Genomic DNA, 23,954 nt, shown 5'->3' with positions numbered 1-23,954 from the left:
GGCGCCGATCGGAGGCACGTGTTGACCACGCTCCATGAGTTCACGACCTGGGAACCACTGCTGCACATCCTGCGATCCGCTCACACCGCGACGCCGGGCGGCGCTCTGGACGGTCACGTCGCCGGACGGATCACCACCCACGCGTACAGCGTGCAGATGCCAGGGGGAACGAGTTTCACGGTACACGGGCAGGCGTCCGGCGGGCCGGACCGACGACCGTTCGAGTTCGACGCCGTGCAGCAGGTGCGGGAAGCGCTGAAGGAGGCCAACGCCGACGGCGCCTCCTTCGTGGCCCGGATGTCCCCGGACGGCCCGGCCGTGCTGCACTTGCTCGACTTCGGGCCCGCCGTGGAAGCCGAGGTCACCGGGCCGCTCCCGGGCGCGCTCGTACTGGTCGAAGGCGCTGTACCCGAGCCCTGGCGCCGACTGCCCGAACCGGTGCCCGACGCGAAGTCCTCGCCGGCGGCGGATGCGACAGCACTGGAGACCTTCCTGCGCGAACGACTCCCCGACGCCATCGGCGCGACCGAGGAAGAGATCTCCGCGGCGGAGGCGCGCCTGGGGATACCGCTGCCCGACGAGATCAAGGCGCTCTACCGGGTGACGCGAGCCCGGTGGGACGACCTGACCAACGACGAGGCGATGTGGCACCTCATGAAGACGGTGACCTACGAACTGTTCCCCCTGGACGAGCTGTACATTGCCGACGCGCCCTCCCGGCACTCCCCATGGCGGCTCGCGGCGATGGCGACGGTCGGTACGCCGCCCGGCGCCGCGGTGCAGGGGCTGGTCGGATCGCCGGGCTGGATCGTCTTCGGTGACAGCGACGGCGACCGGCTCGCGGTCGACCTGACGCCGGGTCCAGCCGGGCACACGGGGCACATCATCGTGCTCAGCCACGAGGTGGACGTCGGCGCGGGCCTGGTCGCCGACTCCCTCACCGAACTGATGCTCCGCCTGCCCGCACAGCGCCGCAGCGCCCCGCGGACGGAGCAACCGCCAGCCGCGGCCCGGGTCAACATCCGCAGCCTGAAGAGCGTCGAGGCCGCCGCGCACCCCGCACTCGAGGTCCTGAGCATCGGTGTGTGGGAGGGCGAACCGCTCAGCCTGGAGCCCGTCGTGGACCTACCGCGCCTGCGGACCCTTCTGGCCTACCCCGGGACGCTCGCCGACCCGTTGGAGACCTCCCGGCTCACCGGCCTGGAGTTCCTGACGCTCAGCCCGCAGGACTGGCGTGTGCTCCTGGACGCCGACATGGTCCCTCGCAGCCTGCTGGCCGCGAGCATCGAGGTGCGCAACGACGTCGACCCGCTGCCGGTCGTGGACCTCGCCAACGAGATCCTTGCCCGTTGGGATCGCCCCTTGATCACCCGCACCACCCTGGAGGGCAGCCTCGGCCCCGTGTCGTAGCCCATGATGACCGGGCGGTGGGGGACGGCGCCAGCCATGCACGGGCCAGTGGTTCATGCGCGGCAGCCCCCGTTCTCTCGCTTCCCGCGCGCCGGCCAGGCGTAGCCCTGGCAAACCGTCGAGATCCGTCCGCGCGCGGCATTCATCCGCTCTTCGCTTCCACGACGGTTACCGCGTCACGCGGCCGCGAACGGGTTTGCTTGCCTCTGCCGGCACCTACCAGTTGCCGTCGAACATTCACGGGACACCTTTTAGCGACCGCCTACTCGGACAAACGCTGCGCGGTGCGGGCCACCGCCTCACCCGCGGGGCGTGCGACTTCATCCCGCGTCCCACGCAGCCTCGTTCAAGCGCCCCAGCGTGCGCCACGCCCCAGGATTCCAGGAGTACCGCACCCCTTCCGCTGCCTGCGCGGGCGGACCGCCCGGCGGCGGCTTCCCGCCCGGCCGGTTCAGCCGCACACCACGGGCCTCACCCAGCACGCCTACTGCCAGGCGGTGAAGGGCCAGCAGGCCGGGCGCGTGCGCGTGCACCGCGAGCACGACCGCCCCTGCCTCGGCGCGACCCCGGGCGGCCGGACACCCGCGTCATGCACACCTCGGACGCCGACGGTGCGAGGGGACGTGCACCCCGGGCGTCCGCCGGGTCGCGCGGAGAAGTCCTTCCGCGTGCGGCTGCGCGGCAGTGACGGCCGCCGCAACCGACCGGGCCTGCCGGGCGCCCGCCTCGACCCGTACCGCCCGTCGGCGCCCTCCCCCGGCGATGGCGATGCGTGGGTGCAGACCCGACACCGCACCGACCCCAGCGCCGTGGACATGCGGCGCGGACGATGCGTCAGGTGTGCTCCGGAGCCCCGCTGCCCGTCCGGGCGGCGGGGCTCCCGTCCTCCCGGGGCCGCAGCACGCGGATCGGCGCGCCGAAGGCGGCGCGGTCCGTCGCGGAGCGCAGCGCGGTCAGCAGCCGGGGCCCCGCCAGGAGCACCAACAGGGCGTTGAGGACGCCACGCGGAACGTCCCAGCCGAGCGAGGTGGTGAGGTAGAAGGTCAGGTAGTGACGCAGGTTGGCCGCCGCGCCGGCGTGCGGGTGGTACGCGGTCGCGGCGGCCTGGTCGACCAGGCCGGCCGGCCAGAACCACAGGTTCATCACGACGCCGTAGAACACTCCCCCGACCAGCGCGTACCCGACCAGCAGAGCGATCTCCCAGCGGCCGCCGACCTTGCGCGGCAGCAGCCCCGCGCCCAGTCCCACCCAGGAGGCGGCGAGCATCTGGAACGGCAGCCAGGGCCCGATGCCCGCGGTGAGCAGGGCCGAGGCGAACATGGCCGTACTGCCGAGGGCGAAGCCGAAGGCCGGTCCCATCACCCGTCCGCCCAGCAGGAAGACGACGAACATCGGCTCCAGGCCCGCGGTGCCCGCGCCGAGCGGGCGCAGTGCGGCACCCACGGCGGACAGCACACCCAGCAGCGCCACGGCCTTCGCGTCGGCGGTCCCGTCCAGGAGCGCGCTGAGGAGCACACCGAGGACCAGCAGGGTGAGCGCGGCGAACAGCCAGGGGGCGTCCTGGCCGTGGGCGACCGGGGAGGAGGCGTCGGCGAGGAAGGGCCAGCCGAAGCCGGCGAGCCCCACGAGCGAGACCAGGACCAGGGCGACCGCGGAGCGCGGTCCGATGCGCGGCAGGCCCGGGGTGCGGGCGGCCAGGTGAAGGACGTGCTCGCCGTCGGCGGGCATCCGTACGCCGGTCATGCCGGGGCCTCCTGCGACGTGCTGAGTACCTGCAGAGCGGCGCGGGCCTCGTCGACGGTGAGCAGCGGCGCCGGCGCGAGGACCTTGGCGGTCTGCGGTGCGAAGGCGGGTGACGCGGCCAGCGCGGCGACGGCGTCCTCGTCGGCGACGATCTCGCCGTCGGCGAGCACCGCGACGCGGTCGGCGGCCGCGGCGGCGAGCTCCACGTCGTGGGTGACCAGCAGCACCGCGTGCCCCTCGGCGGCCAGTTGCCGCAGGATCGTGGTGGCGCGGGCCTTGGCCGGGTAGTCCAGGCCGCGGGTCGGCTCGTCCAGCAGCAGCAGCCTGGGGCGGCGGGCGAGGAGTACCGCCAGTGCGAGCGCGAGGCGCTGGCCGCTGGAGAGGGTGCGCGGGTGGGCCCGCGGGTCGATGCCCGGGACCAGCCGTTCCAGCAGCGCGGCCGTGGTGCCGGGCAGCGCCCCCGCCTCGCGGTCGGCGCCCGCGCACTCGCGGTCGACCCGGTCGGCGAGCAGCAGGTCGCCGGGGTCCGAGGGCACCATGCCGACGGCCGCGGCGACCTGGCGGCGCTTCAGCTTGAGGGGGTTCTCCCCGGCCACGCGCACCTCGCCGGCGGTGGGCCGGTGCAGTCCTGCCAGGCAGGACAGGAGGGTCGACTTGCCGGCGCCGTTGCGGCCCATGAGCGCGGTGACCCGGCCCTCGTGCAGCGTGAGGTCGACCCCGCGCAGCGCGGGCACCGGTCCGTGGTGCGCCACGAGCCCGCGCAGCGAGGCGACCGGCTCGCCCTGCGGCGGTGTCTCGCGCGGCACCGGCGCCGCGGCGAGCAGCCGGTGACCGGCGGCCTTGCGGCGTGCGTCGCGCACGCTGAGCGCGACGGGGCTCCAGCCCAGCAGCCGGGACAGTTCCACGACCGGTGGGGCCACCGGCGCGTCGGCCAGGATGTCGGCCGTCGCTCCGTAGCGCACCGGTTCGCCGCCGCCGGGCACCAGCAGGGCGGCGTCCGCGTACTGCGCCACCCGTTCCAGCCGGTGCTCGGCGAGCAGCACCGTCGTGCCGAGGTCGTGCACGAGCCGGGTCAGGGCGGCGAGCACCTCCTCGGCGGCCGGCGGGTCGAGGGCGCTGGTCGGCTCGTCCAGCACCAGCAGGCCGGGCTGCGCCGCGAACGCCGCGGCCAGCGCCACCCGTTGCTGCTGCCCGGCCGAGAGCGCCTGCAGGGACCGGGACCGCAGGTCGGCCAGCCCCAGCAGGTCGAGGGTCTCCTCCACCCGGCGGCGCATCGCCTCGGGCCGCAGCGCCAGGCACTCCAGCCCGTAGGCGATCTCCTCCTCGACGGTGTCGGCCACGAAGGCGTCCGCCGGACGTTGCGGCACGACGCCGACGGCGTCGGCGAGGTCGCGCGGGGCGTGTACGGCCGTGTCCCGGCCGGCGGTGGTCACCGTGCCGTACAGGGTGCCGCCCGTCGCGTGCGGGACGGCCCCGTTGACGGTGCGCAGGAGCGTGGACTTGCCGCTGCCCGTGGCGCCCACGACCAGCACGAGTTCCCCGTCGGGCACGGCGAGGTCGACCCCGGCGAGCACCGGCGCGCTCGCGCGCGGATAGCGGAAGGAGACCTGCTCCCAGTGGACGGCGTTCACGGATGTTTCCTCGGCTGGTCGGTGGGCCGCCCCGGTCCGGCGGAGACGGGGGTGCGGTCGTGGTCGCCCGGCGGCGGCGGCGTGAGGTGGGCCGGCAGCAGCGCGCAGAGCACCCCGGCCGCGGCGAGCAGCGGCAGGCCCGGCGGCTGCAGGGACCAGGGGTCGGGGGCGAGCGCGGCGGCCGGTGAGGTGAGCAAGAAGCAGAGCGCGGCGAGGGCGCCGCTCGCCGCGGTGACCCATTCGGGCAGTGCCCACGGGTCGGGGCGGTAGCGGGTGCGCCGGACGGAGGCGCCGCCCAGGCGCGTTCCGGCGACGCAGCCGAGCAGCCCGATCGCCAGCAGCACCGGACCGGCGTGGCCCGTGGTCACCGCGCCGAGCGGGCCGGCGGGAACGGTGGTCGAGGAGTCCAGGAGGCCGTAGACACCGACGACGACCGAGGCGAGGCCGCCGAGCAGCAGCGTGTGCACGGCGGCGCGCCGCCCGGCCGGTACGGCGTCGCGCCGCCCGTACCCGCGCGCGTCGAGGGCGGCGGCGGTGGCGAGGGCGCGGTCCAGGGCCTCTTCGAGCACGGGGGCGGCGATGGAGAGCGTGCCGCGCAGTCCGCGGACCGGCAGCGCCCGCAGCCGCCGGGCACGGCGGACCCGGCCGACCGCGGCGACGAGTTGCGGCGCCGCGCTGAGCGACACGGTGACGGCGACGCCGAGTTCGTGCAGTGCGCGCGGCAGCGCCCGCAGCAGCCGGGCGGGACTGGCCAGCGCGTTGGCGGCGCCGAAGCACAGCAGCATGACGCCCAGGCGTACGCCGTCGCACAGTGCCGAGTACGCCGCTTCCGCGGTCACCGGGCCGCCGAGCCTGACCCCGGACATCCACGACGGCAGCGGGATCGCGGGCAGGTCGAGCAGCACGGTCGTGCCGCCGTAGCCGACCAGCAGGGACTGGAGCACCAGGCGCAGTACCACCACCGCGACGGCCAGTTTCAGGAAGACGCCGTAGGCGGCCGCCCAGGGCGCGCGGGTGCGGCGGGCGGCCACCACGTAGCCCGCCGCTGCGCCGATCAGCGCCAGCAGCAGGATGTTGGTGGTGCGGCTCGCCGCGGTGGCGAGCCCGAGAGCCCACACCCACCAGGCGAACGGGTGGAGTTGGCGGGGCAGCAGCAGCCGCGCGCCGGGGCGCGGCATCAGCCCGCCTCCTCGGTGGGCCGGCGGTCGCGCCTGCGGGCCCGGAGGACGGCGGCGCCGGCCAGGGCCGCGACCCCGACGGTGCCGGCCAGCAGCGGCCAGCCGTTCCAGCCCTGTCCGCCGGAGCGCGCGCCGGCCGACCGCACACCGCTCACGGGCGCGCCCGGGCTGCCCGTCGTACCGGACGCCTCGGTGCGGGAGCCCGGCGACGGGCTCGGGTCCGGGATCGGGTCCGGACTCGTGGAGGCCTCGGTCCCCGCGGTCGCCGTGGGGTGGTTCGCGGCGCCCTTGCCGGTCGCGCTCGCGCTCGCCCTCGGGTGCGCCGCCGGGTGCGAGGCGGCGCCCCTGGTGCCGGATCCACCCGTGCCCGGGCCGCTCGTACCGCCACCGCTTCCTGATGGGTTGTCGGATCCGCTGCCGCCGGATGCTCCCCCGCCGGGCTTCGCGGTGGTCCGCGTCGGCCGGGGCGTCGGGGTCGGCGTCGGCGCGACCGCGCTGCGCGGCGACGGCGGCTCGTTGGCGCCGGAGTCCTGCCACACCCACGCGTCGATGCCGCCCTTCGCCGGAGTGCGGCCGGCCGGTCCGGCCGCGCCGTACACCCAGGTGCTGGTGCCGGGGAGCATGTACCAGTACGACCAGTACGTGTCCTTGTCCACCGCCCCGCACCCCGTGCCGGGGGCACCGTCCAGCGCGCAGACGAAGCCGCCGCCGTAGGGGCCGGAGCCTAGCCGGACCGAGAAACCCGCCTGCTGCAGCGCCTGGATACCGCTCTGCGGCGACGGTGCGCACCCGGTCCTGCTCGGGTACGGGGCGTCCGGGACACCGCGGTCCTCCACCACGACCAGCACACCGGAGCAGCCCCCTGCCGCTCCGGCCGGGGCGGCGGCGGGCCACAGCAGCGTCGCGGCCGCGGCGGCGCAGGCCGCCAGCGCTGCCGAGCCCTGCCGGATCACGCCCCGGTTCCCGGGGAGCGGCGGCGCCGGACGGCGACCACGGCCGCGGCACCCACCGCGATCAGCGCCGCGGAACTCACCGCCAGCGGCAGCGCGGACGTGCCGGTGCTGGCCAGCGCGCCGCCGGTGCCGCCGGAACCGCCCGTGCCGCCCGGAGACGTCGATCCGGCCGGGGCCGGCGTCGTCGCGCTCGGCGTGGGCGTGACGGTGGCGGAGGGGACCGGGGAGTCGGTGGGGGTCGCCGAGCCGCCGGGTTCGGTGGGCTCACCGGTCGGGGTGGGCGAGGCGCCGGCCGAGTCACTGGCCGTGGGGCTCGGCGACGAGCACTCCACAGCGGCCAGTCCTTCCGTCGCGCCGGTGCCGTCCACGGTCGCGTACGAGATCCCGGACAGGGCGGTCACCGCCTGCACGGTCGCACGCAGCGCATTGCCGTCGGCCTTGGCCTCCTGGTAGCCCACCGCGCCGCGGTCCTTGGCCGCGCCCTCGCAGCCGACCTGACGCCCACGCAGCCAGTCCGCACCCTTGTCGGCGGCCGCACCGCGTCCTCCGGCCCGCAGGGCCTGGGTGGCCAGGGCCGTCGAGTTGGCGTTCACCACCGCGGTCGGACCCGTGCCGGCGAAGCCGCCGTCCTTGCCCTGCTTCTTCTCCAGCCAGTCCAGCGCCTTGCCCGCGGCCGCGTCCTCATTGCCGACGGCGAGCAGGGCCTGCACGACCATGCCGGTGCCGTCCGCGTCGGCGTCGCACTCCGCGGGGGTCTCCGGGAAGAAGACCGGGAAGCCGCCGTCGGCGCACTGGCCGGCCAGGAGGAAGTCCACGGCCGCGCCCGGCACCGCGCCGCCGTCGCGCTCCAGCGCGATCAGGGCCAGCGACTGCGTCAGCGTGTTGGAGTAGTCGTTGACCTCGGTGCCGCCGAAGGTGGCCCGGTCGGTGAAACGGCCGCTGGGCTGCATACGGGAGTTGAGCTGCGCGATCAGGTCGCGACCGGCGAACGCGCCCGGGTCGCGGTGCCCCGCCTCGGCCACCAGCGCGAGCTTCGCCAGCGACCCCGCGTAGATGTCGCCCGGCGTGTCACCGGTGAGGTACGACTCCGCGTGCGCGGCCAGCCAGTCGGTCGCGGCGGTCGTCTCGCCCCTGCCCGTGTGCGTGGCCGACAGGGCCAGTACGACGTCGGCCGTGAGACCGGGGTCGGCACCGAAGTCGCCCTCGACGTGGTCGCCGTCCTTCAACTGGCGGCCCGCCCACCCGGCCGCGGCAGCGGCGTCCGACGGCACGGCGGGAGCGGCCGCGGCGGAGGTCGCCTGCAGGGCGAGAAGGGTGGCGGTGATGAGCGCGGGAGCGACCGTGCGGCCGGATATGCGCAACGAAGCCTCCTGAACGGTGGACCTCGGGACGCACCCCGGGAGAACGGCCGCGAGGAACGCGGGCGGCCGTGCCCGTGGGCCTCGCCCCGTGACCGCGACGGATGAGAACCAGTGCCGCCGATGGGTCATCGGGCTCGCCGCGGACGGCATCACGGATGCCGCGCGGCCCACCGTTGCGGGCCAGCGCCGGAATTCGACCGGCTTCCCCCACCAGAGGCGGAGGGAAGGCTATGTCCCGGGACCGCGCCACTTCAAGGTGGCACCGTCGAGTGTGACAACACCCACGCGCCCGTCACCTGCGGCAACGCCCGTTGGCGTCGCCTTTGCACGATGAACTCACCAGCGCCTCGACGGCGTTGGGCCCGATGCACCGGCACCCAGGGCGGGCCGGCCCGGAGAGTGCCTGGCCGCGGCGTGGCGGGCGGGGCTCGCCCTCCGGCCCGCGCGGACGAGCGCACCCGGCCGGCGCGTCCATGCGAGGTCGTGCCCCCGCGCACTCGGCGTCCCGACCGCCCCCGTCCGACGCTCCCGGCCGACCGGGCACCGCCCGCAGGCCCGCCCTCAACACGCCCGGCCTTCACGACGATCGGGCCCTGCAGGACGTACGGGGAACCTGCCGGCCGGCGTCCGGGCCACCGGCGGCGAGGTGGAGCACGCCGTCCCCGTCCTGCTCGCCGGGGTCGACGCAGTGGCGGCCACCCGTTCCTCGCGGCGGCATCCGCGGAGCACCGCCGCCCGGGGCCGGTCAGCGGCGCAGCAGGTACGTGTCCATGATCCAGCCCTTGCGGGCACGGGCGTCGGCCCGCAGCGCGCGGATGTGCTCGGCGGTCTCCACGAGGGGACCGGAGACAAGGATCTCGTCGTCCGTGCCGAGGTAGGCGCCGTAGTGGATCTCGACACCCTCGGGGTCGATCCCCGCGAAGGCCGCGTCGCCGTCGAGCATGACGACGACGTCGTCGACGCCCTCGGGCAGGCCGCCCTCGGCGAGCCGGCGGCCGGTGGTGATCTGCACCGGCCGGCCGACGCGCGTGAGGGTCGTGCGGTGCCGGGCGGCCAGCGCGGAGACGCTGCTGATGCCGGGGATCACGTCGTAGGTGAAGGCGGTGGCGTCGGCGCGGGCGCGGACGTCGTCGAGCACGGCGATGACGCTGTCGTAGAGGCTGGGGTCGCCCCATACGAGGAAGGCCGCGGTCTCCTCCGGGCCGACCTGCTCCGCGAGGAGACGCTCGATCACGTCGGCGCGGCGGCGGCGCCAGTCCTCGACGGCCGCCGGGTAGCCGGGTGCGGTGCGGTCCCGTTCGGCGTCGGGGACCTCCACGACGCGATGACCGGGGCGCCCGTGCTCCTCCAGCATGCGGTGGCGCAGCCGGACGAGTTCCTGGCGTTCGCCGGTCTTGCCCAGGACGAGGAAGACGTCGGTCCGGGCGATCGCCTTGACTGCCTGGAGGGTGAGGTGGTCGGGGTCGCCGGCGCCGATGCCGATCACGCGTATGTGTCGCATGCGGCGATTGTGCCGCGTGTTGGCGCTGGTACGCGCGGCCGAGCGGCCTGTTCCCTGCCGCTCTGTGAAGTCCGTCACCCCGGGCCGGGCGGTTACGGCAGCGCATAGTAGACGGCGGCCGGACGGCATATGCGATCCATCCCCGCCGGAACGGACATTTCGCATACATCGGGGCGGACCGCACGCGATCCGCGTGTCGCTTCCGGCCGTCCGCCGGGCCCGGACGGCATCCTGAAGGAACGTCAGATTTTCACAACAAGGCGCCGAACGGGCACACGCATGCCCCGCTTCGCGGCGCAAGGATCGTCTTCGCTACGAGTCGGCGTAGTAACGATCTTCCATTGCCCCGCTCTCGGGACGGTCCGCACAATGGCCGAGCCCGCACGGCGTCACAGCAGCTCAGGCGGGATGTGAACACGGACGCCGAACCACCGAGTGAGGTCACGCAATGACGAACCACCGCCGGAAGACACGCCATCGCAAGATCGTCGTCGCCGCTCTCGCCGTCGCCGCCGTGGGGGTGCCCTCGGTCGCCATGGCATCCATCGACAGTCCGCGGGACGCCCGGCACGGCGCATGGTCCCATGGGCACTGGAACAACACGCCCTGGCACGGTCAGTGGTCGCACGGCACCTGGGCCGGCGCGCCCTCCTCCGTCCCCGAGGCACCCGCGCCCCCGGCCTCCGCCCCCGCGCAGGCACCCGGCACGGCGCCGTCCGGGGCCCCCGTGACCGGGAACGTCACCACGCTCGTGAAGCTGGTGAACCAGGAGCGCTCCAAGGCCGGCTGCTCCCCGCTCAAGCTCAACGGCAAGCTGACCGACGCCGCCCAGGAGCACAGCGCCGACATGGCCGAGACGGGCACCATGTCGCACACCGGCTCGGACGGCTCCTCCCCCTCGGACCGGATCAGCGCCGCCGGCTACAACTGGCGGTCCTTCGGCGAGAACGTGGCGTTCGGCTACTCCTCCCCCTCGGCCGTGATGCAGGGCTGGATGAACAGCCCCGGTCACAAGCGGAACATACTGGACTGCTCCTTCAAGGAAATAGGAGTCGGCCTGGCACAGCCGGGCAGCTACTGGACCCAGGACTTCGGCGCCACGCGCTGAGGTGACGCCCGAGGGGCCCGGTCGCATCGCGATCGGGCCCCTCGGCGTCCGCACGGCGTACCGGGTGCCGGTCAGCGCAGCCCGCGGCCCAGCGCGGTGATCAGCTCACCGTCGGGGGTGTCCCCGCTCAGCTCCCAGAAGAAGGCGCCGCCGAGCCCCTGGTCCTTGGCCCAGGCCGCCTTGTCCCGCAGGGTGCGCGGGGTGTCGTAGCTCCACCACTCGTCGCCGCAGCGTGCGTACGCGGTGCCCGCGACGATCCCGGTGGCCGGGCAGCGGGTCTTGAGCACCTTGTAGTCCTCGCTGCCCGCCTCCCAGGTGCCGGGGGCCGGGCCGGTCGCGCTGCCACCGGGCGCCGACTGCGTCACCCCGGTCCAGCCGCGGCCGTAGAAGCCGACCCCGAGCAACAGCTTGTGGGCGGGGACGCCGAGCCTGCGCAGCTTCTGCACGGTCGCCGTGGCGTTGAAGGTCCGCTCCGGGATGCCGCGGTACGCGGTGAGCGGGGAGTGCGGGGCGGTCGGCCCGGTGGCCGACCACGTGCCGAAGTAGTCGTAGGTCATCGGGTTGTACCAGTCGACGTACGTCGCGGCGCGCCCGTAGTCGGCCGCCTCCAGCTTGCCGCCCGGCGAGGCGTCCGCGGTGACGGCGGCGGTGATCAGGTTCTTGCGCCCGAAGCGGTCGCGGAGTGCGCGCATCAGGTCCGGGTACACCGTGCGGGCGCTGGTGTCGCAGGTCAGGCCGCAGGCGCCCGGGTACTCCCAGTCGATGTCGATGCCGTCGAAGACGTCGGCCCAGCGCGGGTCCTCGACGAGCTTGTAGCAGGAGTCGGCGAAGGCCTCGGGGTCGGCGGCGGCCTGGCCGAATCCGCCGGACCAGCTGAAACCGCCGAAGGACCAGAGGATCTTGAGATGCGGGTACTGCTTCTTCAGCTTGCGCAGCTGGCCGAAGTTTCCGTGCAGCGTGCCGTCCTCGGTGCTGTCGGCGACGCCGTCCACGCTGCTCGCGGCGTCGTACGGCTGCTCGTAGTCGGCCCAGGAGTCGCCGACGGCGCACTTGCCGTCCGTCACGTTGCCGAAGGCGTAGTTGATGTGCGTCAGCCGGGCCGCGGAGCCGGAGGTGGCGACGTCCTTGACGTGGTAATTGCGGGCGTAGACGCCCCAGTCGATGAAGTACCCGACGACCTTGGACCGGTCGTGGGAGTCGTGCCGGCCGTGCCCCTGGCCCTGGCCGTGTCCCTGCGCGTGCGCGGATCCGTGGGAGTCCACGGCAGCGGTCGCGGGCTGGGCCGCGGCGGGGCCGGTGACCAGGCCCGCCGTGAGCAGCGCGGTGCCTGCGGCGACGAGGCCGACGAGGGTTCTGCGGACGCGTGATCCCTGCTGTCTGGGCATGCGGTTACCTCGGGTCGGAAACGGGTGGAGGCGCGCGAGAGTGCGGGGCCACCCTAGGAGGACTAGACCAATGGGGTCAATGGTCTGCACCATTACGGAATCCGGTCCTCCGTGACGACGCGTCAGGCCGTGCCGAGAGCACCGGCCGAGGGGGCTTCGCCCGACGCGGCGTCATCCGATGTGACGTCAGTCCCGCAGGTACCCGAGTCCGGGCGCCCGGTCGAGGTAACCCCGCAGAAGACGCCGCGCGACGGTGACGGAGTCGACGAGCGGGTGCAGGGCGAAGGCCCGCAGCGCCGCGGCACGATCGCCGGTGGTGGCGGCCAGGATGACGTCCCGTTCCACGGACTTGACCGTGGTCACCAGGCCGACCGCGTGGGCGGGCAGCGGGTCGCCGACGATCGGGCGCGCGCCCCCCGCGTCCACGTAGCAGGGCACCTCGACGACCGCGTCGGCGTCCAGGGGCTCCAGGACGCGGCGGTTGCGGACGTTGAGGATCAGCGTCGTGCGCTCGTCCCGCGCGATGGCCCGCATCAGCGCGAGCGCCACCCGTTCGTAGCCGCCCGACTCCAGGTCGGCGGCGTCCCGTTCGCCCGCGCCCGCCACCTCGCGGACGTCCGCCCCGTAGCTGGCCTCGCGCTCCAGGCGGGTCGCGTCCCAGGTCGCGAAGGGCGGCGTGCCGGGCACCCGCATACGGTCGTAGAAGCTCCGCTGCTGGTCGAGGAGGAAGGCGCCGCGGGTCTGCTCCGCGGCCCGGGCGGCGGCGACGGCCTCGCGGCCGAAGTAGTAGTAATGCAGGTACTCGTTGGGGACGGCGCCGAGGGTGCGCAGCCATGCGGCGCCAAAGAGCCGGCCCTCCTCGAATGAGGCGAGCGCGTCGTCGTCGGCGAGCAGGCGGGGCAGCAGGTCGACGCCGTCGACGCGGACGGCCCGCAGCCACCCCAGGTGGTTCAGGCCCGCGTACTCCAGCCGGGCCCGCGCGGGATCGGCGCCGAGCGCGTGGACGACACGGCGGCCGAGGCCCACCGGTGAGTCGCAGATGCCGATGACGCGATCGCCCAGGTGGTGGGACATGGCCTCGGTCACCATGCCCGCGGGGTTGGTGAAGTTGATGACCCACGCGTCGGGCGCGAGGCGGGCGACCCGGCGGGCGATGTCGACCGCGACGGGGATCGTGCGCAGGCCGTAGGCGATCCCGCCGGCGCCCACGGTCTCCTGGCCGAGCACCCCCTCGTCCAGCGCGACCCGTTCGTCGACGACCCGGCCGGCGAGTCCGCCGACGCGAATGGCGGAGAAGACGAAGTCGGCCCCGGTGACGGCCTCGTCCAGGTCGGTGGTGACGGTGAGGAGCGGCGCGTCCTCGGGGCGGTCGGCCTCCTCGGACATCTGGCGCAGCACCCGCACGACGGCGTCGAGGCGGTCGGCGTCGAGGTCGTGGAGGGTGACGTGGGTGACCCTGCCCTCGGCGCGGTCCCGCAGCAGGGCGCGGTGGACCAGCGGGACGCGGAACCCGCCGCCGCCGAGAATCGTGAGCTTCATACCTCGACATCCTCCACCCCGGCCCCGCGCGGCGGGGTCCCGGTCGTCGCGCGGTCCGTGGCACCCATCTCCGGCCGTCCCGGTCCGGGGAGCCCGCACACGGACCCCGACCCTACCCGCGCCGCCGTGCGGAACGCCGAAGCCGGACGGCGTCGCGCCGCACGGGGTGGCAGGCCGTCGAGAGGGAGACATGGGCTGCGGGGCCTCCTCGGCCGCGACGGCGGCCAGCTCGCCGGGCCGAAGCACGTCGGCAGCCGGTGGTTCCGCCCCCTCCGTGCGCCACGACCGGACGTCGGGGGCCATCCACCGTCCCGGCGTCCGGGACGGCGCCCCAGAGCGGTCGGGCCGGCCGACCCGGCGTATCGCGCCTCCGCACCCGACTCCCGCGCGGGCGCACCGCATCAACGGGCCGGTGCCGGGTAGACGCGAGCCGACCCGGTGTGGCGAACGGGTGGCAGCGCCCGCGCGGGCGGCGCGCGGGCGCTGCGGTGAACGGCCGGGCCGGTAGACCTGGCTGGCGGCGCCGGCGGGCGGTCGGACGGGCGGGGAGGCAGCGATGGGGCGCAGGGCGGCCGGGGTGACGGTGTGGCTGCTCGTGCTCCTGTCCTGCGACGTGGTGCTGATCGGCCCGGTGACCGTGCTGGAGGTCGTGGTCGGCGCGGCCGGGGCGCTGCTGGCGGCGATCGCGGCCGACGCCGTGCGCGTGGCCTCCGGGGCGGCGCCGGGAGGCGCCCGGTACGCGGTGCGCGCGGTGCTGGCCTGGCCCGGCGCGCTGCTCACGGAGACATGGCAGTTGGCGCGGGCGGTCCTCGGCGCACGGCGCGCCCGGGGCGGATTCGGGCAGGTGCGGCTGCCCGAGGGCGTCGGGACGGCGTGGGCGTCGGCGGTGCTGTCGGCGACGCCGGGGGCGTATGTGGTGGCCTTCGGCGACGAGGACGATCGGGTCCTGACGGTGCACCGCCTCGGTGACCGCCCGTCGGGCCTGGAGCGGGCACTGGGCGTCGAGGAGGCGAGGGCGTGAACGCGTGGATCGTCGCGGCCGGGGTGCTGCTGGCTGCGGGTCTGGGGCCGTGTGCCTGGCTGGCGCTGCGCGGTCCCGCGCACACCCGGCTGGCCGGGGTGAGCCTGGCGACCACGCTGGTCGCGGTCGAGTTCCTGCTGCTGGCGCAGGGCTTCGGACGCAGCTCATACGTCGATCTCGCGCTGGTGCTCGCCGTGCTCGGCCCGGTCGGGACGCTGGTCTTCACCCGCTTCCTCGCGGGGGAACCGCACGAGGGCGGCGGTCCGGCCACATGACGGTCCGTCATGGCGTCGCTCTGGCACTGCTGGTCGCCGGCAGCGCGGTGCTGCTGCTGTCCGCGGTGGCGCTGATCGTGCTGCCCGGTCCCCACGCCCGCCTGCACGCGCTGTCGCCCGCGGCCTCGCTGGGCGCCCCGCTGACCGCTCTCGCGGTCGCCGTGGAGGCGGGGCCGGGCCGGACGGCGCTGAAACTGCTGCTGATCGGCGCCCTGCTGGCGGCCGCGGGGCCGGTGACCACGATGGCGATCGGCCGGCTGACCACCCGGCTCGAAGGGCCGGAAGGCCTGGACGGGCCGGTCCGGCCGGCGGACGAGGGAAGGGACCCGCGCGCATGACGGGCACGACCGCCGAGGACATCCTCATCGCCGTCGCGCTGCTGCTGGTGGCGGTCACGGCGACGGCCGCGGTGCTGACCCGCGACCCGGTGCGGCAGTCCGTCGTCCTGGCCATGCTCGGCCTGGAGTTCGCGCTGCTGTTCACGCTCCTGCAGGCACCGGACGTGGCCCTGTCCCAGCTCGGCGTGGGCTCCGCGCTGACACCGCTGCTGATCCTGCTGACGGTGCGCCGGGTGCGCCGGGGACCGGCCGGGAAGGAGCAGGACGCGGGCGAGGAGCGGCGCCGGTGAGGCGCACCATCCGCGTCCGCCTGTTCCTGGTGGCCGCGGCCGTCGTCCTCGCCGGCTTCGCTCTCGCCTGCACGCGACTGCCCGCGTTCGGCGGCGCCTCGCACCCGTACGGGACGCGCGCCGTCGCCGCGGCACTCGAACAGCGCACCGCCAACGTCATCTCGTCGGTCAACTTCGACCAGCGCGCCTTCGACACGCTCGGCGAGGAGTCGGTGCTGTTCGCGGCGGTGCTGGGCGCGACCGTGCTGCTCCGGCTGGCCCGGGACGAGCGCAAGGTGCCCCCCGCGGCGCAGCGGGTCCTGCCGCCGACGCGGCTGTTCGGGGCGCTGCTGCTGCCGCTGACGGTGCTCACCGGCTGGTACGTCGTCGCCCACGGCCAGCTCAGTCCGGGCGGCGGCTTCCAGGGCGGGGTGATCCTCGCGGCGGGACTCCATCTCGCCTACGTGGCCGCCGACTACCGGGTGCTGGGCCGGGTCCGCCCGCTGGCCGTCCTCGACGTCACGGACGCGCTGGCGGCCGCCGCCTTCACCGCCCTCGGCCTGGTGGGCCTGGCCGTGGCAGGCGCGTACCTGGAGAACGTGCTGCCCCTGGGCACCTTCCGTGACCTGGCCTCCGGGGGCCTGGTACCGCTGATCAACGCCGCCGTGGGGATCGAGGTCGGCTCGGGCGTCGTCGTGCTGCTCGCCTCATTCCTCGACCAGGCCGTGGAGGTGACCGAGAAATGAGCGTGCTGCCCTACCTCGTGGCCGGGTGGATCTTCCTGGCCGGCGTGTACGGCATGGTGACCAGCCGCGACCTCATCCAGGCCGTCGGCTGCCTCAGCGTCGCGCAGTCGGGCACCTATGTGCTGCTGCTCGCCGTCGGCTACCGGCGCGGCGGGACCGCGCCGGTGTTCTCCGACGTCCCCGCGCGCACGCCCGTCGTGGACCCCGTCGTCCAGGCTCTGACGCTGACCGACATCGTGGTGGGCGCCGTGGTGACGGCCCTGCTGCTCAGCCTCGTCATCCAGCTCCGCAAGCGGCACGGGACCCTCGACCCCGAGTCGCTGACCGGGCTCAAGGGCTGAGGCGCGGGCGTGGGAACGGACGTGGCGGGGGCGAATGTCCTGCTGCCGCTGGCCGTCGCCGTCCCGCTGCTGGGCGCGGTGCTGCTCGCCGTCGCCGGACGCCGGCTGCCGAGGCTGGGCTGCGACGTACTGGCCACGCTCTGCGCCGCGGCCGAGGTCGCGTGCGTCGCGACGCTGTGGGCGCGCACCGGCGACGGCCGCGCGGTGACGTGGCTGGGCGGGTGGCGGCCGGAGGGGCCCGGCGGGCACGGGGTGGGCATCGTGCTGGAGGCGGACCGCGTGGGCGGCGGCATGGCGCTGCTGGTCGCCGTGCTGGTGCTGGCCGTCCTGGCCTACTCCTGGCGGTACTTCGAGGAGCCGGGCGGCGACAACGCGGGCACCTTCCCCGCGCTACTGCTGCTCTTCGAGGCGGGCATGTGCGGCTTCGCGCTGACCGGCGACCTCTTCAACGCCTTCGTCTTCTTCGAGCTGATGGGCGTCGTCGCGTACTCCCTCACCGGCTACCGGATCGAGGACGGCCGCCCGCTGCAGGGCGCGCTGGCCTTCGGACTGGTCAACTCGCTCGGCGCGTACGCCTCGTTGATGGGCATCGCGCTGCTCTACGCACGCACCGGCGAACTGGGCTTCGCGGCCATCGCGCGCCAACTGGCCAGGGAGGGCGGCCCGGACGCGCTCGTGGTGTGCGGCTTCGTCCTGGTGATGACCGGGCTGCTGGTGAAGGCCGCCGTGGTCCCCTTCCACCTGTGGCTGCCGGACGCGCACGCGGTCGCCCCGACCCCGGTGTGCATGCTGCTGTCCGGGGTGATGGTGGAACTGGGCGTGTACGGGGTGGCCCGCGTCTACTGGGCGGTGTTCTCGGGCCCCGGCGGCATCCCGCACCACGCGCTGCGGGACACGCTCACGGCGGCGGGAGTGCTGACCGCGCTGGTGGGCGCGGTGATGTGCTGGCAGCAGCGGCACCTCAAGCGGCTGCTGGCGTTCTCCACGATCTCGCACGTCGGCCTCTTCCTCGTGGGTCTGGCGACGCTGACGCCGCTCGGCACGGCCGGGACCGCCGTGTACGTCGCCGGACACGCGGGCGCCAAGGCCGCGTTGTTCGGCCTGACCGGTGTGCTCCTCGACCGCTACGGCTCCGTCGACGAGCACGGGCTGTACGGCCGGGCCCGAGGGCTCGTCCTGCCCGGGGCGCTGTACGCCGTCGGCGGGCTGGTGGTGGCGGGGCTGCCGCCGTTCGGGACCGGGCTCGGCAAGGCGCTGGCCGAGGAGGCCGCCGGCCACTGGCAGGGCTGGCTGCCGGCCGTCTTCGTACTGGCCTCCGCACTGACCGGCGGGGCCGTCCTGCGGGCCGCGCTGCGCGTCTTCCGCGGCGCGGGCCCGCGGCCGCAGGACCGGCCGTGGGAGCCGGAGACGAGCGGCGAGGGCGAGGAGCCCGAGATCCACGACCCGCGGCGGCGGCTCCCGGCCCCCATGGTCGCGGTACCCGCGGTGCTGCTGCTCTGCAGCCTCGCCGTCGGCGTGGTCCCCTCCGCAGGCGCGGCCCTGGCCTCCGCCGGCGCCGCCTTCACCGACCACGCGGGTTATCTCGCCGCCGCGTTCGGCCCCGCGTCGCCCGCCGTTCCCGCCGTGCCGGTGCCGCCCGCGCACTGGAACACGGCCGGGGTGCTGCTCGGGCTGCTCTCCACGGCACTCGCCGTCGCGGTCGCCGCGGCCGCCGTGTGGGGCCCGGGCCTCACCGGCGCCCTGCCCGGACGGGCCCGATCGTTGGCGACCGCGGCCACCCAGCGGGCCGTCCTCCCCCTGCGCCGCCTCCACTCAGGGCTGCCCGGCGACTACGTCGCCTGGCTCACGGTCGGCGTCGCCGCCCTGCTCGTGGCGTTCGGCGCGCAGTCCGGCATCGGCTGACCCGCGGCGGCTCCGCCGCCGAACGGGTCACCGGTCTCGCGCGACCGTTGGGCTTCGGCGTTGCCGGCTTGCCTGCGGCCACGCCCAAGGATGCGCAGTGCTCGCGCCCGGCGTCGGTGAGCGCGTCGATGCGGTGGGCCCCGCCCCCGGAGACGGCCGCCGCGGTGCAGGCACCGTCTCGACCGACCCGCGGTCGTCGGTCCCCGCGTTGGAGACGCTGGTCACCTGCACGACCGTGCAGGACTGTCCAGTTCACCGCGCCCGGGTCCCTGCCTTCGCCGCTGTCGCGGCCACCAGTCCGGCGTCGTCACGTTCTGCAGTCACCGCCGGTCGGCGCGATGAGCTGTGGATCCGCCGGCAGCACCACCCGGTCGCCCCCGGGGTCGAACCCGAGCACCGGGTTCCCGTGGTCCCCCTCGGCGGTCATGACCACCGGCTTGTCCAGCCGACGGCCGATCGCGCGCAGGAAGCCGCACAGGGTGTCCACTCCGGTCTGACCCTGCAGCTCGCGGAGGTCGACGTCGAAATCGATCTCCTCGGCTGACATCGGACGGAAGATCACCAGCACATCCGGCACCGGCCGGACCCGCAGATCGGCCGTCTCCGCGTCGGCGGGACGCGACAGTACCTCCCCGGCCGGGGGCAGTGCCCCGACGGCGTCGCCCTCCGCGTACTCCCACGTCCATCCGCTCGACCGGACCAGGTCGAAAACCGCCTGCCAGTCCTCGACCGAAGTGCCCGCCACCGACAGATCCGGCAGAGCACCCATCAGGTCGGGATCGAAGAGGTTCCTGACGTCGTCCCACAGCAGATCCGGCATGCCGCCATGCTGGACGTCGGCCCGCTCGAACGCAGCCCGATGTCCTCGACCTCGGCACAGCCGCGTCCGGCCCGAAGCGGGAGCCGGGCCGTCCTGCCTCCCCACGGCGGTTGCAGAGGGATCAGCGGCCCGGCCAGGACCAGCCGGTGACCTCGGGGAGGTCGGTGCCGTGCTCGTCCTCCATGAACTGCCGTACGGGCGCGGCCAACACCGCGCTCCGGCGACGACCGCGTTCACGTGGTCGCGGCTGCGCGGGCACGTGCTCGGCCACCGACGCAGGGGCCCGCGGCTCCTCGCCGCGCGTGGCGATGCCCTCCCCCGCCCTCGGCGCCCGCCGGTCCCGCGCCGGTACGACACAGCCCCGGCGGCGAGTCGTCCGGAGCCGGCCCGCGCGTTCGGGCGCGGCAGGTGATCCGGTGGCGACCCGCTGCCGGAACGACATCGATGACCGCCGATTGAGCAGTTCCGTGCGAACAGGACCGCTTTCGGCGCATCCCCGGCAGCCGCCCTCCGGCAGGCCCTAACGTCCCCGCAACGGCCCTGTACGGACCGCCCGAGGGACAGGGGAGAGCACGATGCACACGACCGGGGACCAGCGGGCGGCCGTGCGCCCCGCCGAGGGCGACAGCGCTGCCGAGGAGATGTTCCGGGCCCTGCTGGAGTCGGCTCCCGACGCCATGGTCATCGTGGACGACACCGGCACCATACGGCTGGTCAACGCCCAGACGGAGTCGCTGTTCGGACACACCCGCGAGGAACTGCTGGGCCGCCCGGTGGAGGTGCTGGTCCCCCGGCGCTTCCGCGGCCACCACCCGTCGTACCGGCACGGCTACGCGGGCAACCAGCAGGTGCGGCCGATGGGCGCCGGGCTCGATCTGTACGGGCTGCGCAAGGACGGCCGCGAGTTCCCCGTCGAGATCAGCCTGAGCCCGCTGGAGACCGCGGACGGCCTGCTGATCTCGGCGGCCGTGCGGGACGTCAGCGAGCGCAAGGCGGCCGAGGAGCGCATCAACGAACTGGCCGTGCTGGTCGAGTCCTCCCAGGACGCGATCCTGGCCAAGACCCTCGACGGCCGGATCACGTACTGGAACGCGGCGGCGCAGCGGCTGTACGGCTACGCCGCCGACGAGGCGATCGGGCAGCACGTGTCGATGCTCGCCCCGGCGGAACTCAAGGAGGAGATCGCCGCCCTGCTCGGCCGCCTGGCGCGGGGCGAGCGCGTCGAGCACTTCGAGACGCTGCGGGTCACCAGCTCCGGGCGGCTGCTGGACGTCGACGTCACCCTCTGGCCGATCCGGGGACGGGACGGCGCGATCGTCGGCGCCTGCTCCATCGTCCGCGACATCGCCGACCTGCGGCGCGCCGAGGAGGAGCTGACGGAGCTGTACCGGCAGCAGCGGCACATCGCGCTCACCCTGCAGCGCAGCCTCATGGGCTCCCCCGCGGAACCGCCCGGCATGCGCACCGCCAGCCGCTACTTCCCGGCGACGCAGGGCGCGGGCGTGGGCGGCGACTGGTTCGACCTGATCCCGCTGGGCGGCGGCCAAGTGGGTGTCCTCATCGGCGACGTGATGGGACGCGGGCTGGAAGCCGCAGCCGTGATGGGGCAGTTGCGCTCGGCGGCACGGGCCCTGGCCAAGACCGGCATCCCGCCGCGCCAGCTGATCCAGGGGCTGGACGCCTTCGTCCACGACCTGCCCGACCAGCTCGTCACCTGCTGCTACCTGGTCGTCGACCCGGACGCGGGCGAGGTGACGGTGTGCTCCGCTGGGCATCTGCCGGTGCTGCTGGTCGGCCCCGGGCCGGAGGCGCCGGTGCGGCCGCTGCCCGCGCCCATCAGCGTGCCGCTCGGCGTGGGCGACGTGCCGCACCAGCAGGTCTGCGTACCGGTGGCGGCCGGTTCCACGCTGGTGCTGTACACCGACGGGCTGGTGGAGACCCCGCGCTCCGACATCGATGAACAACTGGCCTGCCTCAGCGCCGAACTGAGCAACGCCTTCGCGCGCTCCGCCGGGCTGGAGGAGGCCGCCGACCTGGTGCTGGCCTCCCTGCGCCCGGACGCCGACGGACACGCCGACGACGTCACGCTGCTGCTGGCCCGGCTGCCCGAGGCGCCGCTCGCCGCCACCGCGACGGAGATCGACGCGGTCCCGTCCGCCGTCGCCGAGGGACGGCGGTTCGTCCACGACACCCTGCACGCCTGGGAGTGCGGCCACGTGTCGGACGCGGCGTGCCTGCTGGCCTCTGAGGTCCTCACCAACGCCGTACGTCACGCCCAGGGACCGCTGGGCCTGCGTCTGCACCGGACCGCGCTGGACGTCACGGTCGAGGTCTCCGACCACAGCACGCACATCCCGCAGCGCCGGCCGGCCGACCTCGGCGACGAGTCCGGCCGCGGCCTGCTCCTGGTCGAAGCCCTCGCCGCCGGCTGGGGCACCCGCCCCTCCAGCGACGGCAAGACCGTCTGGTTCACCCTCCGCCTCCGCCCCGCCCCCGACACCCCGCATTGACCAGGGGGCGCAAGGAACCGCGCGACCAGCCAGTACCGACCCGCACCGGCACGCCACCGGGCGCCGCACCCGCACCCGCACCCGCACAAGCGGAAACGTCAGTGCCCCGCCAGGGCCTTCACCGTCGCGACGGCCGTGCCGATGGCCGCGTCCACGACGCCCGCGATCAGCGCGGTCGGCAGCCCGCCGCCCATGCGCAGGCCACCGAGGCAGCCCCAGCCGAAGAGCGCCGCGATGTCGACGACGGCCGAGGTCAGCAGCGCGGTCGTCAGTGGCATGGCCCCGATCGCGGCGACGCCGACGAGGATGAGCGGCCCCACCGCGGCGAGCAGCAGCGGGCTGCTGACGTGCAGGAGCCGGCGCAGTTCGCGCCCCGTGGCGAGGCGGCCGGCGACGGTGTGGTGCGCCTGCTGGTCGGCGACCAACGCGGCCAGCCACACGCCGAGCGCGGCGGTGGCGATCGTGGCCGCCGCGCCCACCTCGTCGACCTCGTCGCTCGCGGAGAGGCCGACGACGACGGAGATCATCGTGATGGTGGCGTAGATCCGCTCCTTGAGCCGCTCCGTCGCGGCCTCGACGTCCTCCACGTCCTGCGGGCCGTCCACGTCATCCAGGTCCTCCGGCACCCCACCGGTCTACCCGCTCCGCGGGCCCTCCCGGCGCCGCCGCCCGCGATCTTCAGCCCTTCGGCCCCGCCGGGTCCGCAACTGTCGCCACAGCGGCCGCTGACAGTGCGTCAGGACCGAGGTCGGCCGGGCGGCGGTGCCCGGACAGCGCGAGGGTGAGGTCGAACTCGGCCAGGAGGCAGCGGATGACGTGCTCGACGCCGCTCTGGCCGCCGAGGCCGAGGCCGTACGCGTAGGGGCGGCCGAGCAGGACGGCGCGGGCGCCGAGGGCGAGGGCCTTGAAGACGTCGTCCCCGGTGCGGACGCCGCTGTCGAAGAGGACGTCGAGGCGGTCGCCGACCGCCCGGACGACCGCGGGCAGTGCCTCGGCCGCGCCGATCGCGCCGTTGACCTGGCGGCCGCCGTGGTTGGAGACGACGACGCCGTCCATGCCGGCGTCGGCGGCCATGCGTGCGTCGTCGGGGTGCTGGATGCCCTTGAGCACGATGGGGCCCGCCCACTGCTCGCGCAGGAACGCCAGGTCCGGCCAGCTCTTGCCGGGGTCCGCGAACATGCCGACGAAGTGCAGCACCGCGGCGTTCAGGTCCTCCTCCACCGGCTTGGCGAGCCCCGCCCGGAACGCGGGGTCGGTGAAGTAGTTGGCGGTGCCGATGCCCTGGAGGAACGGCAGGTACGCCTGGTCGAGGTCGCGCGGCCGCCAGGCGAGCAGCGGCGTGTCGAGGGTGACGAACAGCGCCGTGTAGCCGGCGGCCCGGGCCCGCCGCAGGAAACTCGCCGTCACCTCGCGGTCCTTGGCCCAGTAGAGCTGGAACCAGCGTTCCGCGTCGCCCATGGCCGCGGCGACCTCCTCCATGGGCGTGCTCGACGCCGAGGAGGCCACGAAGGGCACGCCCTGCGCCGCCGCGGCCCGCGCGGCGGCCGGTTCGGCATCCGGGTGGACGATCGAGAGCACGCCGACGGGGGCGAGCGCGAGCGGCGCCGGGATCCGGCGTCCCAGCACCTCGGTCGTCAGATCGCGCCCGGTGACGTCGCGCAGCATGCGCGGGACGATCCGCGCCCGGTCCAGCGCCTCACGGTTGGCCCGCGCCGTACGTCCGCTGCCGGCGCTGCCGGCGACGTATCCGAAGGCCTCGGGACCGAGCCGCTCCGCGGCCAGTTCCTCCAGCCGCGTCAGGTCCGTGGGCAGCGACGGCCGCAGGCCCGCCATCCCGTTGAGGTAGATCTCGTACTGGTAGTCCACCCGGTCGGCCATGCGTGGTCCCGTCTCTCGTCCGCGTGAGGGACTGTGTCAGGGCCG

At 74.9% G+C, this 23,954-nt stretch carries 22 protein-coding genes, 1 pseudogene and 1 riboswitch; of the genes and pseudogenes, 10 read left to right on the top strand and 13 right to left on the bottom strand.

The features are described from left to right. Positions 1-21 precede the first annotated feature (21 nt). Positions 22-1,410 (top strand): SMI1/KNR4 family protein, encoded by a 1,389-nt coding sequence (locus PV364_RS28305; protein ID WP_319663200.1) that lies wholly within the window; start codon positions 22-24, stop codon positions 1,408-1,410. An 834-nt stretch (positions 1,411-2,244) separates the two neighbouring features. Here the strand turns inward: PV364_RS28305 and PV364_RS28300 are convergent. From PV364_RS28300 to cobF, 6 genes are all read right to left on the bottom strand, one after another. Continuing rightward, positions 2,245-3,153: an ECF transporter S component gene (locus PV364_RS28300; RefSeq protein ID WP_319663199.1), complete on the bottom strand. Its 909-nt coding sequence runs from the start codon at positions 3,151-3,153 to the stop codon at positions 2,245-2,247. After that, on the bottom strand, positions 3,150-4,784 hold the full coding sequence (locus PV364_RS28295; RefSeq protein ID WP_319663198.1) for an ABC transporter ATP-binding protein: 1,635 nt from the start codon (positions 4,782-4,784) through the stop codon (positions 3,150-3,152). The genes PV364_RS28300 and PV364_RS28295 overlap by 4 nt, the downstream gene beginning before the upstream one ends. Further along, positions 4,781-5,962, bottom strand: a complete 1,182-nt coding sequence (locus PV364_RS28290; protein ID WP_319663197.1) for an energy-coupling factor transporter transmembrane protein EcfT — start codon at positions 5,960-5,962, stop codon at positions 4,781-4,783. The genes PV364_RS28295 and PV364_RS28290 overlap by 4 nt, the downstream gene beginning before the upstream one ends. Then, positions 5,962-6,915 carry a hypothetical protein gene (locus PV364_RS28285; protein ID WP_319663196.1) on the bottom strand — a complete coding sequence of 318 codons (954 nt, stop codon included), beginning with the start codon at positions 6,913-6,915 and terminating at the stop codon, positions 5,962-5,964. The genes PV364_RS28290 and PV364_RS28285 overlap by 1 nt, the downstream gene beginning before the upstream one ends. Further along, positions 6,912-8,276 (bottom strand): prenyltransferase/squalene oxidase repeat-containing protein, encoded by a 1,365-nt coding sequence (locus PV364_RS28280; protein WP_319663195.1) that lies wholly within the window; start codon positions 8,274-8,276, stop codon positions 6,912-6,914. Before PV364_RS28280 ends, PV364_RS28285 begins: the two co-directional genes overlap by 4 nt. 122 nt (positions 8,277-8,398) lie before the next feature. After that, a riboswitch (cobalamin riboswitch) is annotated at positions 8,399-8,484 on the bottom strand. A gap of 537 nt (positions 8,485-9,021) precedes the next feature. Next, on the bottom strand, positions 9,022-9,777 hold the full coding sequence (gene cobF / locus PV364_RS28275; RefSeq protein WP_319663194.1) for a precorrin-6A synthase (deacetylating): 756 nt from the start codon (positions 9,775-9,777) through the stop codon (positions 9,022-9,024). Between the two features lie 448 nt (positions 9,778-10,225). On the opposite strand from cobF, the gene PV364_RS28270 reads away from it, so the two are divergent. Further along, the gene (locus PV364_RS28270) at positions 10,226-10,885 is read left to right on the top strand and encodes a CAP domain-containing protein (RefSeq protein ID WP_319663193.1); all 660 of its coding nucleotides are present in this window, start codon (positions 10,226-10,228) and stop codon (positions 10,883-10,885) included. A 71-nt stretch (positions 10,886-10,956) separates the two neighbouring features. On the opposite strand, the gene PV364_RS28265 is transcribed toward PV364_RS28270, so the two are convergent. Beyond that, entirely contained in the window at positions 10,957-12,270 is a 1,314-nt protein-coding gene (locus PV364_RS28265) for a glycoside hydrolase family 18 protein (RefSeq protein WP_319663192.1), read from the bottom strand. Positions 12,271-12,456: 186 nt separating this feature from the next. Continuing rightward, entirely contained in the window at positions 12,457-13,809 is a 1,353-nt protein-coding gene (locus tag PV364_RS28260; RefSeq protein ID WP_319663191.1) for a 6-phospho-beta-glucosidase, read from the bottom strand. Positions 13,810-14,365: 556 nt separating this feature from the next. Here PV364_RS28260 and PV364_RS28255 point away from each other — a divergent pair. The 7 genes from PV364_RS28255 to PV364_RS28225 are packed head-to-tail and all read left to right on the top strand — an operon-like array spanning position 14,366 to position 18,701. Next, positions 14,366-14,830, top strand: coding sequence for a Na+/H+ antiporter subunit E (locus PV364_RS28255; protein WP_319663189.1), 465 nt, complete (start codon positions 14,366-14,368; stop codon positions 14,828-14,830). Further along, on the top strand, positions 14,827-15,105 hold the full coding sequence (locus PV364_RS28250) for a monovalent cation/H+ antiporter complex subunit F (RefSeq protein ID WP_319663188.1): 279 nt from the start codon (positions 14,827-14,829) through the stop codon (positions 15,103-15,105). The genes PV364_RS28255 and PV364_RS28250 overlap by 4 nt, the downstream gene beginning before the upstream one ends. Further along, positions 15,102-15,443 (top strand): monovalent cation/H(+) antiporter subunit G, encoded by a 342-nt coding sequence (locus PV364_RS28245; RefSeq protein WP_319663187.1) that lies wholly within the window; start codon positions 15,102-15,104, stop codon positions 15,441-15,443. Before PV364_RS28250 ends, PV364_RS28245 begins: the two co-directional genes overlap by 4 nt. Next, on the top strand, positions 15,440-15,733 hold the full coding sequence (locus PV364_RS28240) for a DUF4040 domain-containing protein (RefSeq protein ID WP_319663186.1): 294 nt from the start codon (positions 15,440-15,442) through the stop codon (positions 15,731-15,733). The genes PV364_RS28245 and PV364_RS28240 overlap by 4 nt, the downstream gene beginning before the upstream one ends. Then, positions 15,730-16,458 (top strand): MnhB domain-containing protein, encoded by a 729-nt coding sequence (locus PV364_RS28235; protein ID WP_401978658.1) that lies wholly within the window; start codon positions 15,730-15,732, stop codon positions 16,456-16,458. Before PV364_RS28240 ends, PV364_RS28235 begins: the two co-directional genes overlap by 4 nt. Next, a complete protein-coding gene (locus PV364_RS28230) occupies positions 16,455-16,799 on the top strand; it encodes a sodium:proton antiporter (RefSeq protein ID WP_319663185.1) in 345 nt (114 codons plus the stop codon). Before PV364_RS28235 ends, PV364_RS28230 begins: the two co-directional genes overlap by 4 nt. Before the next feature lie 9 nt (positions 16,800-16,808). Further along, a complete protein-coding gene (locus tag PV364_RS28225; protein ID WP_319663184.1) occupies positions 16,809-18,701 on the top strand; it encodes a complex I subunit 5 family protein in 1,893 nt (630 codons plus the stop codon). Between the two features lie 121 nt (positions 18,702-18,822). Here the strand turns inward: PV364_RS28225 and PV364_RS41340 are convergent. The 3 genes and pseudogenes from PV364_RS41340 to PV364_RS28215 form a co-directional block, all read right to left on the bottom strand. Continuing rightward, positions 18,823-18,941: pseudogene (locus tag PV364_RS41340) on the bottom strand (transcriptional regulator); the annotation flags it as partial. 67 nt (positions 18,942-19,008) lie between these two features. Then, the gene (locus PV364_RS28220) at positions 19,009-19,521 is read right to left on the bottom strand and encodes a hypothetical protein (protein WP_319663183.1); all 513 of its coding nucleotides are present in this window, start codon (positions 19,519-19,521) and stop codon (positions 19,009-19,011) included. Positions 19,522-19,642: 121 nt separating this feature from the next. Beyond that, a complete protein-coding gene (locus PV364_RS28215; RefSeq protein WP_319663182.1) occupies positions 19,643-19,792 on the bottom strand; it encodes a hypothetical protein in 150 nt (49 codons plus the stop codon). 304 nt (positions 19,793-20,096) lie between these two features. Between PV364_RS28215 and PV364_RS28210 the strand changes: the two genes are divergently transcribed. Beyond that, positions 20,097-22,031, top strand: a complete 1,935-nt coding sequence (locus PV364_RS28210; protein WP_319663181.1) for a PAS domain S-box protein — start codon at positions 20,097-20,099, stop codon at positions 22,029-22,031. Positions 22,032-22,129: 98 nt separating this feature from the next. Here PV364_RS28210 and PV364_RS28205 read toward each other — a convergent pair whose 3' ends face one another. Beyond that, positions 22,130-22,657 carry a hypothetical protein gene (locus PV364_RS28205; RefSeq protein ID WP_319663180.1) on the bottom strand — a complete coding sequence of 176 codons (528 nt, stop codon included), beginning with the start codon at positions 22,655-22,657 and terminating at the stop codon, positions 22,130-22,132. Positions 22,658-22,709: 52 nt separating this feature from the next. Further along, positions 22,710-23,909, bottom strand: a complete 1,200-nt coding sequence (locus PV364_RS28200; RefSeq protein ID WP_319663179.1) for a lactate 2-monooxygenase — start codon at positions 23,907-23,909, stop codon at positions 22,710-22,712. Positions 23,910-23,954: the final 45 nt, after the last annotated feature.

Origin of the sequence: Streptomyces sp. MI02-7b (assembly GCF_033793585.1) — a bacterium.
Taxonomy (GTDB): Bacteria; Actinomycetota; Actinomycetes; order Streptomycetales; family Streptomycetaceae; genus Actinacidiphila.
The sequence above is the reverse complement of the archived record's forward strand: the minus strand, read 5'-3'. Positions and strand labels throughout refer to the sequence as shown.